This window comes from Pseudomonas sp. I8001 (genome assembly GCF_013385345.1).
Lineage (GTDB): Bacteria > Pseudomonadota > Gammaproteobacteria > Pseudomonadales > Pseudomonadaceae > Aquipseudomonas.
In genome coordinates this window covers 345,805-360,599 of record NZ_JACAQC010000024.1, presented here as the reverse complement: position 1 = coordinate 360,599, position 14,795 = coordinate 345,805, and the positions used below count along the sequence as shown (strand labels likewise).

The following is a 14,795-nucleotide window of genomic DNA, read 5'->3' as shown; positions in this document are numbered from 1 at the left end:
ATCTCCGCCGTGGATGGGAGCTAAGCGATTGTTCAAAAAACACGCATGTTACTTGAGCATTTGCCTGCTCGTTGCACCGCTGGTCGCGACAGCCGAAGACCTGTTGGTGGTGTCGCCGGCCCCGGTGCAATTGGCGCTCTCGCAATTGTCGACCGTTTGCCCAGGCCCGGCCGGGCAGGTCGATGCGCCTTCCCTGGCGCGTTTGCAGGCGTTTTATCAGCAGCAGGGCGACGTGGTGCTGTGGTCCGAGGGGGATCGCCGCGCCGCATTGCTAGCCCAACTGCAGTTGCTGGCCGACGATGGCCTGGACCCGACTCACTATAGACTGCCCCCGGCGGATGCCACGGGGAACGTGCTGTGCATCGATATCGGTACCAGCCAGCAGTACCTGCAAGCCCTGCAGGACCTGCATTTCGGCCGCTTGCAGCAGTCGCGCTTCGAGCCCGTCTGGCATTCGCAACCGGCCCCGGACCCCGACACTCAATTGCTGGCCATGGCCGAGGCCGGCATGCAGAACGTCGCCCAAGCCTTCGACCAGGCCCGCCCGAGCGCGCCGCTATACCTTGGCCTGCGCAGTGCCTACGCCGCCTTGCGCCAGCAACCGTTGCAGCATTGGGAAGCCGTGGCCAGCGGCCCGCTGTTGCGCCCCGGCATGGACGATTCGCGAGTGCCGCAACTGGCGCGGCGCATGGTCAATGGCGGCTACCTGAGCGCCACCTCCGCGGGGACGCAATACCGTGGCGAGTTGGTCAACGCGGTCAAGACCTTCCAGCAAAGTCATTCCCTGCAAGCCGACGGCGTGATCGGCCCCGGCACGGTCACCGAGCTGAACATCAGCCCGGCGATTCGCCGCGAACAATTGCGCATCAACCTTGAACGGTTTCGCTGGCTGTCCCGGGACCTGGAACCCGAGGGCGTTCTGGTGAACGTGGCCGCGGCGCAACTGAGCTTCTACCAGGGCGGCGTGCCCGTGTGGCAAACCCGCCTGCAAGTCGGCCGCGCCGACCGCCAGACGCCGCTGCTGAAGTCGCGCATCACCCGGCTGACCCTGAACCCCACCTGGACCATCCCGCCCACCATCATGCGCGAGGACAAGCTGCCGGCGATCCGCCTGAACCCCGAATACCTGCGCCAGCAGAACCTGCAAGTGCTCGACAGCCAGGGCAACCCGCTGGCACCGGAACAGGTCGACTGGTCGCACCCCGGCAACATCCTGCTGCGCCAGGGCGCCGGCCCGCGCAACCCGCTGGGCCGGATCGTGCTGCGCTTTCCCAACCCGTATTCGGTGTACCTGCACGACACGCCGAGCCAGCCGCTGTTCTCCAAGGGCCCGCGGGCTTTCAGTTCGGGGTGTGTGAGGGTTGAGCAGCCACTGCTGCTGCGGGACTTGCTGGTGAGCCCGGCGGAGAAGATCCGCACCGAAGAACTGCTGGCGACGGAAACCACCCACGAGTTCCGGCTCGCGACGCCGGTACCGGTGCTGCTGGGGTATTGGACGGTGCAGGTCGATGGCAAGGGCGCGTTGCTCTACGCGCCGGACATTTACGGGCGCGACCCGGTGTTGATGAAGGCGATGGAGAGTGCGCTCTAGGCGCTTAGCTGTGCGTTGATCATCGTCAGCGCCTCATGGGAAGACAAGCGCGCCGTATCGACGGTCAATGGCGACTCGGCCCATGGCTCATATTCATGGGCCAGGACGGACTGCCAGGTGGGCGGCGTGAGCCCCGGAATATCGCTGGTGCGTGATTCCACGCGGCGTTGGTGTTCGTGTGGGTCGGAGCACACCACCTGGATATTCACCAGCGGCATACCGGCGCTTAGCGCAGTGTCGCGCCACGCCTGACGACTTTCAGCCACCGGGTTAACGCAATCGACGACAACCGTGCGGCCCAGCAACAGGTTGCTCAACGCCAGCGCATTGGCCACCTGGTAACCGCTGCTGCCCACACCTTGCTCCAGAAACCCTGCATCGCGGATGGCCTGCTCGATGGTGTCGATGCGCAGATACACGGCGCCGGATTGGCCGGCAAGGGCCTTGGCAATCGTGGTCTTCCCGGTGCCGGGCAGGCCGCTGAACACAATAAGCATGGTCGATCCTTCGAAGGGGTGAGTCGGCTCAGTCTACCGGGCGACTCACTTCAAATAACAGGCGCTGATCCAGTCCGAAGGCTTGGGCGCGAGTTGTTCGGCCACCGGCAGATACCGGGCGTCCAACTGCGCCGCCAGCCAGTACAGCGTGTTGCTGCTTTTCGGGTTCCATTCGCCGCTGTAGCCAGGCTCACCTACGCGGGCCCGGTCCCGGTCGAACTGCACGTGGGTATGCACGAACTCTTCGTGGCTGCGCTGGCCTTTGGCATACGGCGCCAGCCAGTCCAGTGCTTCGCTCAGCGAGCCACCGTGGGGCGCGGTGACGTCCAGCCAGTTGCCGCCAATGCCGTAGGGCTTGGCCGCCAGCGCGGCCTGCACCAGCGGCTCCAGGTCGTAGACCACATAGTGCAGGGCGTCACGGTCCTGGAAGTCGCTCACCGAGCCGTCGGGCAGTACGTTGTCGTTGATCTGTTGCCGGAACAGCTGGAAGGCCTGTTCGAGCATCTCGCGGTCGCCCAGTGCGGCGGCGGCCACCGTGACCAGTTTTACGCGGTGGCTCTGCCAGTTATTGGTGTTGGTGGCTTTCTTTTCGCCGTGGAACTGCTTGATGCGCTCGATATAGCCATTGCCCAGGTTGGTCAGCAGCGCGCGGGTGGCGTCGCGGGTCTGGGGGCGAAGGTCGCTGGCGGTGAGGGCGTAGGCGCTGATCAGCATGTCGAGGTTGGTTTCGTCGATCGGGTTGAAGTCCGGCTGGTAGGTGCTGGCCCACGCGCTCAGGTAGTCATCCACTTGCTTGAGGTAGCGCGTGTCGCGGCTCAGGCGCCAGGCCAGGGCCGCCTGGCGCATGACTGGCCAATCCTTCTCGGCGGCGATGCTTTGCTCGCGGATGCCGTGGTTCGGCAGGGTACCTTCGGTGTGCAGATGGGGCAGGGCGTCGGGCTGGTCGCCGAGGTGGCGCTGGGCGGCAGCCAGCAGCGATTTGGAGGTCGGATTCGAGGTGGCGGGCTGGCAGGCACTCAGCACCTGCGGCGCGGCAAAGGCGGCTTGGGCGAACGAGGCGAGCAGCGCGGCCAGGGCCACGTTTTTCAGAGGGCGTTGTAGCATGCTGTTCCTCAGGGATGGATTGACCCGGGCGGGGCAAAGTCACGCTACCATGCCCGTGATGGGAATTTGATGAAATACCCGCCAGCCCTCTATCCTTGCAGGCCTTGCCCGGTCGAGAACAGGACGCCCCATGACTTTGCAGTTCGTGAAGATGCACGCCCACGGTGATGATTTCATCGTGATCGACCGGCGCGGCCAGGATGACCCGATCACCGCTGAAATCGCCCGCCGCCTGGGTGACCGTCATCGCGGCATCGGCTTCAATCAATTGGCCGTGGTGCTCGACTGCACTGACGCGGCTGCCCGCATCACATTCTGGAACCCCAACGGCACCCCGCTCGACACCTGCGGCAGCGCCACCCGCGGGGTTGCAGACATGCTGATGCGCGAAGCCGGCACTGCCACCCTCGTGCTGCGAACCAACCGGGGGCTGCTGACCTGCGTGCGCGAATCGGGACAGCGGGTGTCGGTGGACATGGGGCTGCCTTCATTGGGCTGGGAAGAAATTCCGCTGGCGCAGGCGATGGACACCGAACGCTTGCCGCTGGAGGGCAACCCGGCGGCGTGCAGCATGGGCAACCCGCATTGCACCTTCTTTGTCGATGATCTGGCGACGGTCGATATTGCGGCGGTTGGCCCGTCACTGGAAACCCACCCGTTGTTCCCCAACAAGACCAATGTGCATTTCGTGCAGGTACTCGACCGGGGTCATATCCGCCTGCGCATCTGGGAACGGGGCGGCGGTGTCCCGCAAGGCTCGGGTTCGTGCTGTTGTGGCGCGGTGGTCAACGGGATTCGTCGTGGGCTGCTGGATGACACCGTCGACGTGCAATGCGATGGCGGTACCGTGACGGTGCATTGGGATGGGCGCGGCGGCGTGGTGTTGACGGGGGCTGTCCAAACCGTTGTTCACGGCACTGTGGCTGCCGCGCTCATGGGTGGCGCAATGGAAAGTGCACACTGAAGGTGGTGCCCCGGTCCGGGCTTGAACTCACCGAAACACCTCCATCATGGGCCTTGGCAATTTCCCGCACGATAAACAGCCCCAGGCCAACGCTACGCACCTCACTGTCCTGCTCCGTGCCTCGGGTCATGGGCTCAAACAAGCCAGCCATCAACGCTTCGGGAATCGCCGGGCCGTGGTTGTGCACCGAGAGCCGGCTCTCTTGTGCGTCCTGGTGCGAGGTGACGGTAATCGGCTGTTGCAGGTCGCCGTACGCCACGCTGTTGGCCACGAGGTTGCCGATGATTTGTTGTATGCGGTCGGCATCCAGGAACGTGCGGGCGCTGCCCGTGGCGTGATGTTCGAGGGTCGCCGTGGGGAACGCCACTTGCAACTCGTCGAGACTGTCACGGGTGACGGCGTGCAGGTCGAGTGCTACGGGATTGATGCTGATGCCCTGGCCGACTCTGGCCTGGGTGAAGTCCAGCAAGTCGGCGATCATCCGCTGCGCCCGTTCGGTGGACAGGCCGATATGCCCCAGGAGTTGGCGCTCCTTGGGGCTGCGCTCGCCACGGGCGAGGAACTCCGAGGCCATCTTGATCGCGGTAAGCGGGTTCTTCAGGTCATGGCTGACAATCGCGACCATCTGCTCGGCAAACAGCGCCCGGCGCCGGGCAATTTCATAGGCGCTGCTCAGTTCGGCCTGGGCCTGCTGCAGCGCGACTTCAGTGGCGGTCTTTTCCTGCAACAAGGCTTCAGCCAGTTTGCGGGCATTGAGCAGTTCACGCTCGTACTTGTCGCGGTCGGTGGTGCCGAAGAGGGCCAGTTCGTTGTAGGCAATACCGGCATGTTCGTGCCTGACGCCGTTGAGCAATACCGTGACGGTGCGCCGGTCACGGTGCAGCAGGTCGAGTTTCACTTCGGCGATGGAGCCTTGCATTTTCATCAGTGGCGCCAGGTGCGTCTGATGGAAGATCCGCCCGCCCATCGTCAGCAAGTCCTGGAACCGTCGTTCCTTCAACTCATCGATGCTGAAGCCGGTCCAGTCGCTGAAGCACTGGTTGGCCTGCACGATGGTGCCGTCTTCCCGGGTAACCACCAAGGCGCAGGGCGCGCCGTCGAACAAACGTTGAGGATCCGGCAACGACAGGTTATCGACTGGCATCGGCACCTACCCATGGCAACAGGAAACTGTCCATGGCCGCTGAGCAGGCCCCAGGTGCACTCATGTGCGGGCAATGCCCCACGTTATCGACCAGGCAATACGTGCTGGCGGGCAACGCCGCGTGCAGGTATTCACCCACGCAGACCGGTGCGATCAAGTCGTCGGTGGATTGCAGAATCAGGGTGGGGGTCATCAGGCCGGCGATGTCCTGGCGGTTGTCCGACAGGAACGTCACCCGTGCGAAGCGCTTGGCGATGTCGGGCTCGGTGCGGCAGAAGCTGTTGGTCAGTTCTTCGCCGAGGGCCGGTTGCCCAGGCGCGCCCATGATCACCGGGGCCATGGTGCTGGACCAGCCGAGGTAATTGCTGTCGAGGGTATCGAGCAACGAATGGATATCGTCGAGGGTGAACCCGCCCGTGTAGTCACCGGAATCGATATAGCAGGGCGAAGGACCGATCATCACATGGGCGGCGATTTTTCCGGGGGCCTGGCGATCGGCCAGGGCGCCGATCATGGCGCTGACGGAGTGCCCCACCAGCACCACCGGGCCCACGGCGTATTCATCAATGACCTCACCCAGATCATGGGCGTAGCCGGTCAGTGAGCTGTATTTTTCGCTGTCGTACGCGCTCAGGTCAGACTGGCCAGCTCCCACCAGGTCATACAGCACCACACGGAAGCGCCCGGTGAAGTGAGAAAACAGATAATTCCACATGGTCTGATCACACCCGAAGCCATGGGAGAAAACCAGGGTCGTGGGACCGCTGCCATACACCCTGACGTTGTTGCGCTGCTGAAGGTCCATGGCGTTCTCGTGTAGGGCGTGTGTGGGGGTGGCGTAAGTCTAGATAGTCGGTGGCGTCGGGTCACCTGTTTATAGCGTCGATAGGGTAAAGTCGGCCGATTCAGGATGAAACTTCAGGTAACAAACATGATGGTGTTCCTACGGCAATGTGTCTTGGGCTTGCTACTGATCGTTTCCGGCTCGCAGGTGTGGGCCGAAACCGTTCCCCCGGCGCCGGTCACGGTTGCGCTGGACCAGCGCGTGATCGACCTGACCCACACCCTCGACGCCGCCACTCAATTGCGTATGACCACGCAACTCGCCGGTCTGGAACAACGCAAGGGCGCACAGGTGGCGGTGATGCTGCTGCCGAGCACCCAGGGCGTTGGCATCGAGGACTTCGCCAACCAACTGTTCCGTGCCTGGAAACTGGGGCGCAAGGACGTCAACGACGGCATCCTGCTGCTGGTGGCGAAAGACGATCGCAAGGTTCGGATCGAAGTCGGTTACGGCCTGGAAGGCGTGGTCACCGACCTGCTGGCCCACCGCATCATCGAGGAACACATCACCCCGGCGTTTCGCCAGGGCGATTACGCAGGCGGCGTGCAGCAAGCGGTGGACGACCTGACACTGTTGGTGGACGGGGGCAATTTGCCCGAGGTGGCCAAGGCCGGTTTCCCGCCTGAAGCGTATGCGGTACTCCTGGCATTCATGTTTGGCGGGGTGGTCGGGGTATTGATGGGCGCCGAAAAACTCCCTTGGCGCCGGGCCCTGATGGCGGTGGTCGGTGTCACCGTTGTGCTGGTCGCGGTGGCGGGCGGCAAGGACTGGCCGGTCTATTTGCTGTTGCTGCCCCTGTGCATGTTGATCGGTGGCGCTACTTTCGGCGCGTTGTGGCAGGCGAGGGCGGCGTTTTACACCGTGCTGGTGCTGTTGGGCTACATCGCCGGCGTGCTGCTGACCGATAACTTCGTGCGGGAGATATCCCTTATTCACTGGCTGGCTTATCCATTCGCAGGGTTGCTGGTCCTGGGCCTGTATCTGGGCCTGTTCCTGGTGATGAAGAGCATGTGGCAAGAGAGCCAGGTGGGCTTTATCGCGCGGCTGGTGGCGGTGCTGGTGGTGTACGGGATCGTGGGGGCATTGATTGACAAGGGCGCCACGGGATGGCTGCTGGCGTTTCCCTTCGCTTCGTTCGCGGCGCTGTTCATCTTTGCCCACGGTATCAGCGGCGGGTCGGGGTCGGGTGGGGGCTCCAGCTCCTCCGGTTCGAGTTCCAGTTCCAGCAGCAGCTCTTCGGGGGGTGGTGGTTCCAGTGGCGGGGGTGGGGCGTCGGGGAGTTGGTAAGCCTCCCCCGGAAGCTAGGCGGGCTTGTAGGCAATCCAGCCCTTGAAGCTGAAGCCCGCGTAGAACAGTTCCACACCTTCGAAGCCAGCCTCCCGTAGCAGCGCTTCATCTTCGTTGGGTGACAGCACCGGCAAGTGGCTGCTGATGGCGGTAATCGCCCGCTGCGCATCTTCAGCCGGTACGCCGGAATCCACCGCATAGGCCGCATAACGCTTCAGCCAGCGCGCTTTTTCCTCTGGCGAGGATTGGGGGAAGCTGTGATGCGCCGCAATCAAAGGCGCGCCCGGCGACAAGCGCCGCCACAGCTCTTTCAGGGTTTGCAGACGCTCTTCGGCCGGGATGAAATGCAAGGTCAGCAAGGACGTGGCGGCATCGAACGGCCCCTCGGGCGCGGTATCGATATAGCCTTCATGCAACTGCACCCGGGCCATCAGCGGACCCAAGGTGGCCTCGGCCAGCTTCAGCATCTCGGCAGACGGGTCCACCCCCACAAACTGCCACTCGGGCTGACTGTCGGCAAACTTCTTCAACTCCAGCCCACCGCCTGCGCCGAGTACCAATACCTTGCCGGTGGCCGAGACGCTTTCGCGCAATAGCAGCGTGGTCATGCGCTGCAGGGACTCGAAACCCGGCACCAGCCTCACCGGGCCTTCGGCGTAGCGGGCGACAGCGTCGGGATCTGAAAACCAGGTCATTGCTGGCTCCTGTTGGCGGGGGAAGCGACAACCCTACTGGGGCAAATTCAGGCTGGCAATTGAAGAGATGTGCAGTTGTGTTAAAACGTTGCCTTTGCTGATTTTGAGAGTACCCCTCGAATGCTTCCCGACATGCTTATCCGCGATGCACGGCCTGAAGACGCGTTATGCGTTGGTGTGCTGGGCATGCAGGTTTTTCTCGATACTTACGCCACCGAAGGCATTCGCGACTCAATCGCCGCCGAGGCGCTGCAAGCGTTTTCGCCCCAGACGATTTCCGCGCTGATCGCCCAGCCGGGCACGGCCATCATCGTCGCTGAAGCCAACGGGCATCTGGTGGGGTTTGCCCAGGTGGCGATGGACACCGGCCATGCGCTGATCTCAACCCCGAAGGCGGCGGAGTTGCAGCGGCTCTACATCCAGGAACGGTTTACCGGGCTCGGACTCGGCTACCGTTTGCTGCAAGCGGCTGAACAGCGCGCAGGGCAGGGTGGCGCTTCTTTGTTGTGGGCGACGGTGTGGGTCGGCAACGAGCGGGCGCTGGGTTTTTATCCGCGTCGTGGTTATGAGCTATTGGGGGCGCCTACGTATACGTTCCAGAATGAAACCCATGAAAATCGGTTGTTTGGCAAAAGGCTTGGCGTCTAGCCGTCAGAGCGTTTTGCTGAGGAAAACCCGGCTGCTGCCTTGCGGGTCGCATGGTATTTCACCAAAACGTACCCACCCATTCTTCTCGTAAAATTCCGGGGCCTGGAAACTGATGGTGTACAGCACCGCCGAGCGGCACCCTCGGTGACGGGCTTCGTCTTCGAACGCCTTCAGCAGCGATGTACCCAGGCCTGAACCACGCAGCGCATCGGGCAAATGGAACAGGTCGAGGAACGCCATCCCGAGGCTGGTTTTGCCGGTGATGCCGCCGAGGGTTTCACCGGTGTCGGGATCCTTGATCAGCACCGTCAACGGACGTCGGTCATTGGAGCCGGTGATGTGTTCGTTGAAGGCGGCGAGTCCCTTGCCGAGAAGCTGCTCGGCTTCGGCGTCTGGTTGGTCACCTATCTCAATCAAATGCTGTTTCATCAGGTTCTGCTCCCTGTCAAAGCCGTTCCCGCACCATCCGCATCAGCCGTTCACCCACCTGATCCACGCCTTTGTTTTGCGCAACCACCTGGGCACCTTCCATCAACAACGTTAGCTCTTCAGCCAGCTCCCCGGGCTTGCTCGCCTTGAGCTGCGTGCACAGCAGCTTCACCCGCTCAAACTGGCGTTTTTTATGCGCCTGGATCAGCGCTCGCGCAGGGTGATCGGCCTCCGGAATTTCCGCGAGAGTGTTGGTAAACGGGCAACCGCGATAGCCCGTCCGTTCCAGGTCGTCGACGATAAAACCCGCCAAGCCCAGCAGCTGTTCCCTGGGGGAGTCGGGGTGTTGCTGCGCCAGGCCATCCAGCACATCGCTGTAGCTTTCCGTCAGGCGCTCCAGCCACTCCAGCACCAGCGCATCCTTATTCTCGAAATGCCGGTACACGGTCATCTTGGTCGAGGCGGCCAGTGCCGCAATGGCATCCACGCTGACACGGGTGATGCCCTGTTCGACAAACAGCGTTTGCGCCGCATCGACGATCCGCTCGCGGGGCGGCAGTTGAGGTGTCCGTTGCGCACGCATGCACATTCTCCACTTGACAGCGATACCATTGAGTATCGCATGATACTTATCGGTATCGTCCGATACCGAAGAGTATTCATCATACCCGTTTGGAGGGTTTCATGTACCTGTCTGAATATGCCGATCAGGATGCTACCGGCCTGGCACGCCTGATCCACACCCACGCTGTCAGTGTCGACGAGGTGCGCGCGGTGGCCCTGCAAGCCATCTTAGCCGTCAACCCGCAGATCAACGCCTTGGTGGAAGCCTGGGACGATGAACCGGTTGCGGCCCAAGGCCCGTTCCATGGCGTGCCGCTGCTGCTCAAAGACCTGGGCGTCAGCGCCGCAGGCCGCCGCAATGAACTCGGCAGCGCGCTCGCGCAGGGCTGCACCGCCGATGCCGACTCGGAACTGATGACCCGCCTGCGCCGCGCCGGCCTCATGCCGTTGGGCCGCACCACCACCCCCGAATTCGCCGCCAGCACCACCACCGAAAGCCGCTTTTCAGGCCCCACCCGCAACCCGTGGGACGTGCAGCGCAGCGCCGGTGGTTCCAGCGGCGGCTCGGCAGCGGCGGTGGCGGCGGGGTTGGTACCGGTGGCGCATGCGACCGATGGCGGCGGCTCAATCCGCGTACCCGCGTCCATGTGCGGCCTGTTCGGGCTCAAGCCCAGCCGTGGTCGCGTGCCCATGGGGCCGGACGTCGACGAAGTCTGGAGTGGTTTGGCAGTGCACGGGGTATTGACCCGTTCGGTACGCGACAGCGCTGGCATGCTCGACGCGATCCATGGCGGCGCGCCTGGAGATCCGTTTCACATAGCACCGCCAGAAAACAGCTTTTCGGCGCTTGCCCAACGGGCGCCCGGTTCGTTGCGCATTGCCCTCCAGAGTCTGCCTTTAAGCGGGCAAAAGCTGCATCCGGCGGTGGAACAGGCGCTGTTCAATACCGCCAAACAACTGGAAGCACTGGGTCATCAGGTTGAAGAAATCCAGCCGGACATTGGCGTCAGTTGGGAAGCGTTTGTCGAACTCAATGCGCGTTTCTGGTCGTCGAACACGGCAGCCTGGATAGATGCAGTTGCCGGCGCGACGGGTCGTTCGATCAGCGCTGAATACCTGGAACCGGCGACTTTGGCGTTGTATCGCCTGGGCAAGTCACTGCAAGCGATAGACCTGTTGGGGGCCCTGTGGGAACGCAACATCGTCGCGCGCCACATGGGTGACCTGTTCCAGCGATATGACGTGCTGCTGTCGCCCACACTGCCCGGGCTGGCGCCGATGATCGGCGACTACAACCAGGGCCAGGCGCAACTGGACGGGCGAGGGTGGATGAATCGAGTGTTTGCGCATTCGCCGTTTACCGCGCTGGCCAACGTCATTGGCGCGCCGGCGATGTCGGTGCCGCTGGGTCATGATTCCCGGAGCGGGCTGCCGATCGGCATGCAGTTCATGGGCGCGTTTGGTCAGGAGGGCATGTTGCTTGGCCTGGCGACGCAACTGGAACGGGCAACGCCTTGGGCTGCACGTCGCCCGCACGTGTGGGCCGGGGGAAACCTGTAACCCAAGGCAAATGCTTTCCCTGTGGCGAGGGAGCTTGCTCCCGTTGGGCTGTGCAGCAGCCCCAAAACCAGTCACCAGGTCTCTGAAAAACCGCATCCACTGAATCAGGGGCGCTTCGCACCCCAGCGGAAGCAAGCTCCCTCGCCACAGGGGGGAGTGCGATGGCTAGATATCCATCACCATCTCATGCCACGCCATCCCGCCATGGTCCGACGCCGACGGCTGCACATAGCGATAGCCCATGCGCTTATACAGCTCCACATGGCGGTCCTTGCACATCAGGTGAATGGTCTTTTTGCCCATCGCCTGCATGCGCTGCACGAACTCCGTCATCAAGCGCGTGGAGTAGCCCTTGCCTTGCTGGGCGGGATCCACCACCACCGACATGATCACCACATTCGGCGCATCGGCTGAATGCCCGACCAACTCCTTGAAGGCCTCATCCGACATCACCACTTCATCGGCGCAACCGCAGTTGATGAAACCGACCACAACACCATCCGCCTCCAGGATCAGAAAGCCTTGCGGGTACAGCGCAATGCGCGTGGCGATCTTTTCCAGGGTCGCGGCTTCGTCGCCTTCGTAGGCGGTGATTTCGATTTCGTAGCAACGGTTGGCGTCGGCGGGGTTGGCGTTACGGAAGGTGAGGGCGGGCATTGGGTTACCGGAGAAGTTGAACGACGGCCCCCATGATAAAGAAAGAACACCCCGACAGCACCGCCGAACACAAAACCCACTCACACCACCGACCCCCTGTGGGAGCCGTCGAGCTTTAGCGAGGCCGCGATGGCGGCCTTCCTGGCACCATCAATATTCGCCAAGCCGGATAACTGGAAAACCCGCAAATGCGGGTTTTCTCGTAACTGAGCCAGGCTCTATTAAACCCCACCCACCAACTTCCCCCCCTCCAACCGACGCTTATACGCACTGTCCCGACTCGCCAACCAGAAATACAACGGCGACGTCACCACCAACCCCACCAACCAGGACAAATCCGCTCCGTTGATGTGTGCCGAAATCGGCCCGACATACAGCGGCGTATTCATAAACGGAATCTGCACCACAATCCCCACCGCATACGCCACCAGCGCCTGGGGGTTGTACCGCCCGTAAATCCCGCCATCCACGCGAAAGATCGAACCGATGTCGTACTTGCCCTTATGGATCGCATAGAAGTCGATCAGGTTGATCGCCGTCCACGGCACCAGTACCACCAGCAGCACCAACACCATGTCCACGAAGTGCCCGATAAAATCCTTCGACGCAAACACCGCCGCAATCGAGCACGCCGCCAGCACCAGCACCGAGATCACGGCACGCGCCTTGGCGGTCGGGATCCAGCGGTAGGCAAAGGTCTGTACCAGGGTGATCAATGACAGCACGGCGCCGTACAGGTTAAGTGCGTTATGGCTGATCACGCTGAGCAGGAACAGCAACAGCATCAGCGGGCCAATGGAGCCGGTCGCCAGTTTGACTGCGTCCATGGTGTCCATGCCCACCGGCGTAGCCAGTACCGCAACCGCACCAAAGATGAACGACAGGCTGGAACCGAGCACGGTGCCCAGATAGGTGGTCCAGAAGGTCGACGCCACCGGCACATCCGCCGGCAGGTAGCGGGAGTAGTCAGACACATACGGCGCAAACGCGATTTGCCACAGCGCGGCCAGCGACACGGTGGCCAGCCAGCCGGAGATGTTGAAGTTACCGCGCGTCAGGAAGTCGGCCGTCTGCACATGGGTGAAGATGTAGCCAAAACCCAGCACGATGCCCGCGCCCAGCACCCAGGTACCGATGCGGTTGAGGACGTGGATGAAGCGGTAGCCGATGATGCCGATGATCCCCGAGCCGATGGCGCCGATGACGATGCCTACCGGTACCGGGATCACGTCGACGACGCCGTGCAGGGATTTGCCCGCCAATACGATGTTGGAGGCGAAGAAGCCGATGTACATCACGCCGGCGATCACCACCACCAGCAGTGCGCCAAGGGAGCCGAACTGGGCGCGGCTCTGGATCATTTGCGGGATGCCCATCTGCGGGCCCTGGGCCGAGTGCAGCGCCATCAGCACGCCGCCGACGAGGTGGCCGACGAGGATGGCGATGATGCCCCACACCAGGTTCAGGCCGAACAGTTGCACGGCCAGCGCGCCGGTGACGATGGGCAACGGCGCGATGTTGCCGCCGAACCACAGGGTGAACAGGTCTCTTACCTTTCCGTGGCGATCTTCCGGGGGCACGTATCCAATCGTGTGTTTTTCGATAAGCGGGGCGGAGGATGTTGCAGTGGTAACCATGACGAGCTCCAAGGCAAGGTGAGTACGTTGACGTACTTCGCTGGGCGGCGCGTGTGCGTCGCTTTTGTTGTTGGAGTGATCATGTGCAATGGTCACAGGGAGGTAAATTAGTAAGTTTGTTGCTATAGACCTTAAAAATAATATCTCGCGGGGTTTTTTGCTCCGGTATGTTGCATGCACTTGAATCAGTGTGAAAAAGCCGATTTTCACGCACTTGTTTGGGGCGAAATCCCACGTTTATGGAGGTCCCGATGGCTGCCTATAACCTGCGCCAGCTCAGATATTTTGTAACCACGGCCGAGTGCGGCAGCGTGGCAGAGGCCTCGCGCAAGCTCTATATCGCGCAACCGTCGGTGTCGACGGCCATCAAACAGCTGGAAGACAGCTTCGGTGTGCAGCTGTTTATCCGCCATCACGCCCAAGGGGTGTCGCTGACGCCAAGCGGTGCGCGGTTCTATCGCAAGGCCCTTGAGCTGCTGCGGGTGGCCCACGAATTTGAGCAGAACGCCCTGGCAGACAATGACGTGGTGGCGGGGCAGATCGATATCGGTTGCTTCGAAACCGTGGCACCGCTGTATTTGCCGCGCTTGATTGCCGGTTTCCGGGAGCGTTGGCCGGGGGTGGAAATCCGTCTGCGCGATGGCGAACAGCAGGAACTGGTACAGGCGCTGACGGCCGGCAGTATCGATGTGGCGATGCTGTTTGAGCATGACCTGGGCAGCGCCATCGAGACCACGCCGCTGATGCCGCCGCAGCAACCCTATGCGTTGCTGCCGGCGGATCACCGGTTTGCGCAGCAGGCCAAGGTGTCGTTGGCGGACTTGGTGCTGGAACCGATGATTTTGCTGGATGTGCTGCCGAGCCGGACGTACTTCGTGAGCATCTTTGAAGAGCGTGGGCTGACGCCGAATATTGTCTTCAGTTCGCCGTCGATCGAGATGGTGCGGGGGATGGTGGGGCGCGGGTTCGGTTTTTCGATCCTGGTGACCAAGCCGTTTTCGCCGTATTCCTATGACGGGCAGAAGCTGGTGTGCGTGCCGTTGGCGGAGACGGTGACGGGGTCGGGATTGTCGGCGGTGTGGTTGCGGCGGGCGCCGTTGACCAAGCCGGTGCAGTTGTTTGTGGAGTATTGCCGGGAAGAGCTGGCGCGGTTGTTAGGTTAGACACAGAACTA

Annotated in this window: 15 protein-coding genes; 6 read left to right on the top strand and 9 right to left on the bottom strand. The window is 62.4% G+C overall.

All coding sequences use genetic code 11. The features are described 5' to 3' along the window. Positions 1-28: 28 nt before the first annotated feature. On the top strand, positions 29-1,591 hold the full coding sequence (locus HX839_RS18410) for a murein L,D-transpeptidase (RefSeq protein ID WP_003210192.1): 1,563 nt from the start codon (positions 29-31) through the stop codon (positions 1,589-1,591). Here HX839_RS18410 and HX839_RS18405 read toward each other — a convergent pair. Further along, the gene (locus HX839_RS18405) at positions 1,588-2,088 is read right to left on the bottom strand and encodes an AAA family ATPase (protein ID WP_177067502.1); all 501 of its coding nucleotides are present in this window, start codon (positions 2,086-2,088) and stop codon (positions 1,588-1,590) included. The genes HX839_RS18410 and HX839_RS18405 overlap by 4 nt on opposite strands. A gap of 45 nt (positions 2,089-2,133) precedes the next feature. Further along, entirely contained in the window at positions 2,134-3,192 is a 1,059-nt protein-coding gene (locus HX839_RS18400; RefSeq protein ID WP_177067501.1) for an alginate lyase family protein, read from the bottom strand. A gap of 130 nt (positions 3,193-3,322) precedes the next feature. Here HX839_RS18400 and dapF point away from each other — a divergent pair, with 130 nt between their 5' ends. Then, entirely contained in the window at positions 3,323-4,156 is an 834-nt protein-coding gene (gene dapF / locus HX839_RS18395) for a diaminopimelate epimerase (RefSeq protein ID WP_177067500.1), read from the top strand. Here dapF and HX839_RS18390 read toward each other — a convergent pair. Then, positions 4,125-5,300: a PAS domain-containing sensor histidine kinase gene (locus tag HX839_RS18390; RefSeq protein WP_177067499.1), complete on the bottom strand. Its 1,176-nt coding sequence runs from the start codon at positions 5,298-5,300 to the stop codon at positions 4,125-4,127. The genes dapF and HX839_RS18390 overlap by 32 nt on opposite strands. Continuing rightward, positions 5,287-6,105, bottom strand: coding sequence for an alpha/beta fold hydrolase (locus HX839_RS18385; RefSeq protein ID WP_177067498.1), 819 nt, complete (start codon positions 6,103-6,105; stop codon positions 5,287-5,289). Before HX839_RS18385 ends, HX839_RS18390 begins: the two co-directional genes overlap by 14 nt. A 126-nt stretch (positions 6,106-6,231) precedes the next feature. On the opposite strand from HX839_RS18385, the gene HX839_RS18380 reads away from it, so the two are divergent. Next, positions 6,232-7,431, top strand: a complete 1,200-nt coding sequence (locus tag HX839_RS18380; RefSeq protein ID WP_177067497.1) for a YgcG family protein — start codon at positions 6,232-6,234, stop codon at positions 7,429-7,431. 14 nt (positions 7,432-7,445) lie between these two features. Here the strand turns inward: HX839_RS18380 and HX839_RS18375 are convergent, their stop codons facing one another. Beyond that, entirely contained in the window at positions 7,446-8,126 is a 681-nt protein-coding gene (locus tag HX839_RS18375) for a class I SAM-dependent methyltransferase (RefSeq protein WP_177067496.1), read from the bottom strand. A gap of 132 nt (positions 8,127-8,258) precedes the next feature. Here HX839_RS18375 and HX839_RS18370 point away from each other — a divergent pair, with 132 nt between their 5' ends. Beyond that, positions 8,259-8,774 (top strand): GNAT family N-acetyltransferase, encoded by a 516-nt coding sequence (locus tag HX839_RS18370; RefSeq protein WP_256344240.1) that lies wholly within the window; start codon positions 8,259-8,261, stop codon positions 8,772-8,774. A 3-nt stretch (positions 8,775-8,777) separates the two neighbouring features. Here HX839_RS18370 and HX839_RS18365 read toward each other — a convergent pair whose 3' ends face one another. Then, positions 8,778-9,203, bottom strand: coding sequence for an N-acetyltransferase (locus HX839_RS18365; RefSeq protein WP_008435362.1), 426 nt, complete (start codon positions 9,201-9,203; stop codon positions 8,778-8,780). Positions 9,204-9,219: 16 nt separating this feature from the next. Further along, on the bottom strand, positions 9,220-9,786 hold the full coding sequence (locus tag HX839_RS18360; protein WP_177067495.1) for a TetR/AcrR family transcriptional regulator: 567 nt from the start codon (positions 9,784-9,786) through the stop codon (positions 9,220-9,222). 101 nt (positions 9,787-9,887) lie between these two features. On the opposite strand from HX839_RS18360, the gene HX839_RS18355 reads away from it, so the two are divergent. Beyond that, entirely contained in the window at positions 9,888-11,327 is a 1,440-nt protein-coding gene (locus tag HX839_RS18355; protein ID WP_177067494.1) for an amidase, read from the top strand. A gap of 165 nt (positions 11,328-11,492) precedes the next feature. Here HX839_RS18355 and HX839_RS18350 read toward each other — a convergent pair whose 3' ends face one another. Both HX839_RS18350 and HX839_RS18345 read right to left on the bottom strand, forming a co-directional pair. Continuing rightward, the gene (locus HX839_RS18350) at positions 11,493-11,984 is read right to left on the bottom strand and encodes a GNAT family N-acetyltransferase (RefSeq protein WP_177039883.1); all 492 of its coding nucleotides are present in this window, start codon (positions 11,982-11,984) and stop codon (positions 11,493-11,495) included. Positions 11,985-12,205: 221 nt separating this feature from the next. Further along, on the bottom strand, positions 12,206-13,621 hold the full coding sequence (locus HX839_RS18345; RefSeq protein WP_008435358.1) for a cytosine permease: 1,416 nt from the start codon (positions 13,619-13,621) through the stop codon (positions 12,206-12,208). 251 nt (positions 13,622-13,872) lie between these two features. Here HX839_RS18345 and HX839_RS18340 point away from each other — a divergent pair, with 251 nt between their 5' ends. Further along, positions 13,873-14,784: a LysR substrate-binding domain-containing protein gene (locus tag HX839_RS18340; protein WP_003210159.1), complete on the top strand. Its 912-nt coding sequence runs from the start codon at positions 13,873-13,875 to the stop codon at positions 14,782-14,784. The last annotated feature ends 11 nt before the right edge of the window (positions 14,785-14,795 follow it).

Excerpts from the sequence above, each read along its gene's own strand:
- HX839_RS18405 (WP_177067502.1), bottom strand. The coding sequence starts at position 2,088 with ATGCTTATTGTGTTCAGCGGCCTGCCCGGCACCGGGAAGACCACGATT.
- HX839_RS18355 (WP_177067494.1), top strand. The coding sequence starts at position 9,888 with ATGTACCTGTCTGAATATGCCGATCAGGATGCTACCGGCCTGGCACGC.
- HX839_RS18380 (WP_177067497.1), top strand. The coding sequence starts at position 6,232 with ATGATGGTGTTCCTACGGCAATGTGTCTTGGGCTTGCTACTGATCGTT.
- HX839_RS18390 (WP_177067499.1), bottom strand. The coding sequence starts at position 5,300 with ATGCCAGTCGATAACCTGTCGTTGCCGGATCCTCAACGTTTGTTCGAC.
- HX839_RS18400 (WP_177067501.1), bottom strand. The coding sequence starts at position 3,192 with ATGCTACAACGCCCTCTGAAAAACGTGGCCCTGGCCGCGCTGCTCGCC.
- HX839_RS18375 (WP_177067496.1), bottom strand. The coding sequence starts at position 8,126 with ATGACCTGGTTTTCAGATCCCGACGCTGTCGCCCGCTACGCCGAAGGC.
- HX839_RS18385 (WP_177067498.1), bottom strand. The coding sequence starts at position 6,105 with ATGGACCTTCAGCAGCGCAACAACGTCAGGGTGTATGGCAGCGGTCCC.
- HX839_RS18360 (WP_177067495.1), bottom strand. The coding sequence starts at position 9,786 with ATGCGTGCGCAACGGACACCTCAACTGCCGCCCCGCGAGCGGATCGTC.
- HX839_RS18370 (WP_256344240.1), top strand. The coding sequence starts at position 8,259 with ATGCTTATCCGCGATGCACGGCCTGAAGACGCGTTATGCGTTGGTGTG.
- HX839_RS18340 (WP_003210159.1), top strand. The coding sequence starts at position 13,873 with ATGGCTGCCTATAACCTGCGCCAGCTCAGATATTTTGTAACCACGGCC.
- dapF (WP_177067500.1), top strand. The coding sequence starts at position 3,323 with ATGACTTTGCAGTTCGTGAAGATGCACGCCCACGGTGATGATTTCATC.
- HX839_RS18350 (WP_177039883.1), bottom strand. The coding sequence starts at position 11,984 with ATGCCCGCCCTCACCTTCCGTAACGCCAACCCCGCCGACGCCAACCGT.
- HX839_RS18345 (WP_008435358.1), bottom strand. The coding sequence starts at position 13,621 with ATGGTTACCACTGCAACATCCTCCGCCCCGCTTATCGAAAAACACACG.
- HX839_RS18365 (WP_008435362.1), bottom strand. The coding sequence starts at position 9,203 with ATGAAACAGCATTTGATTGAGATAGGTGACCAACCAGACGCCGAAGCC.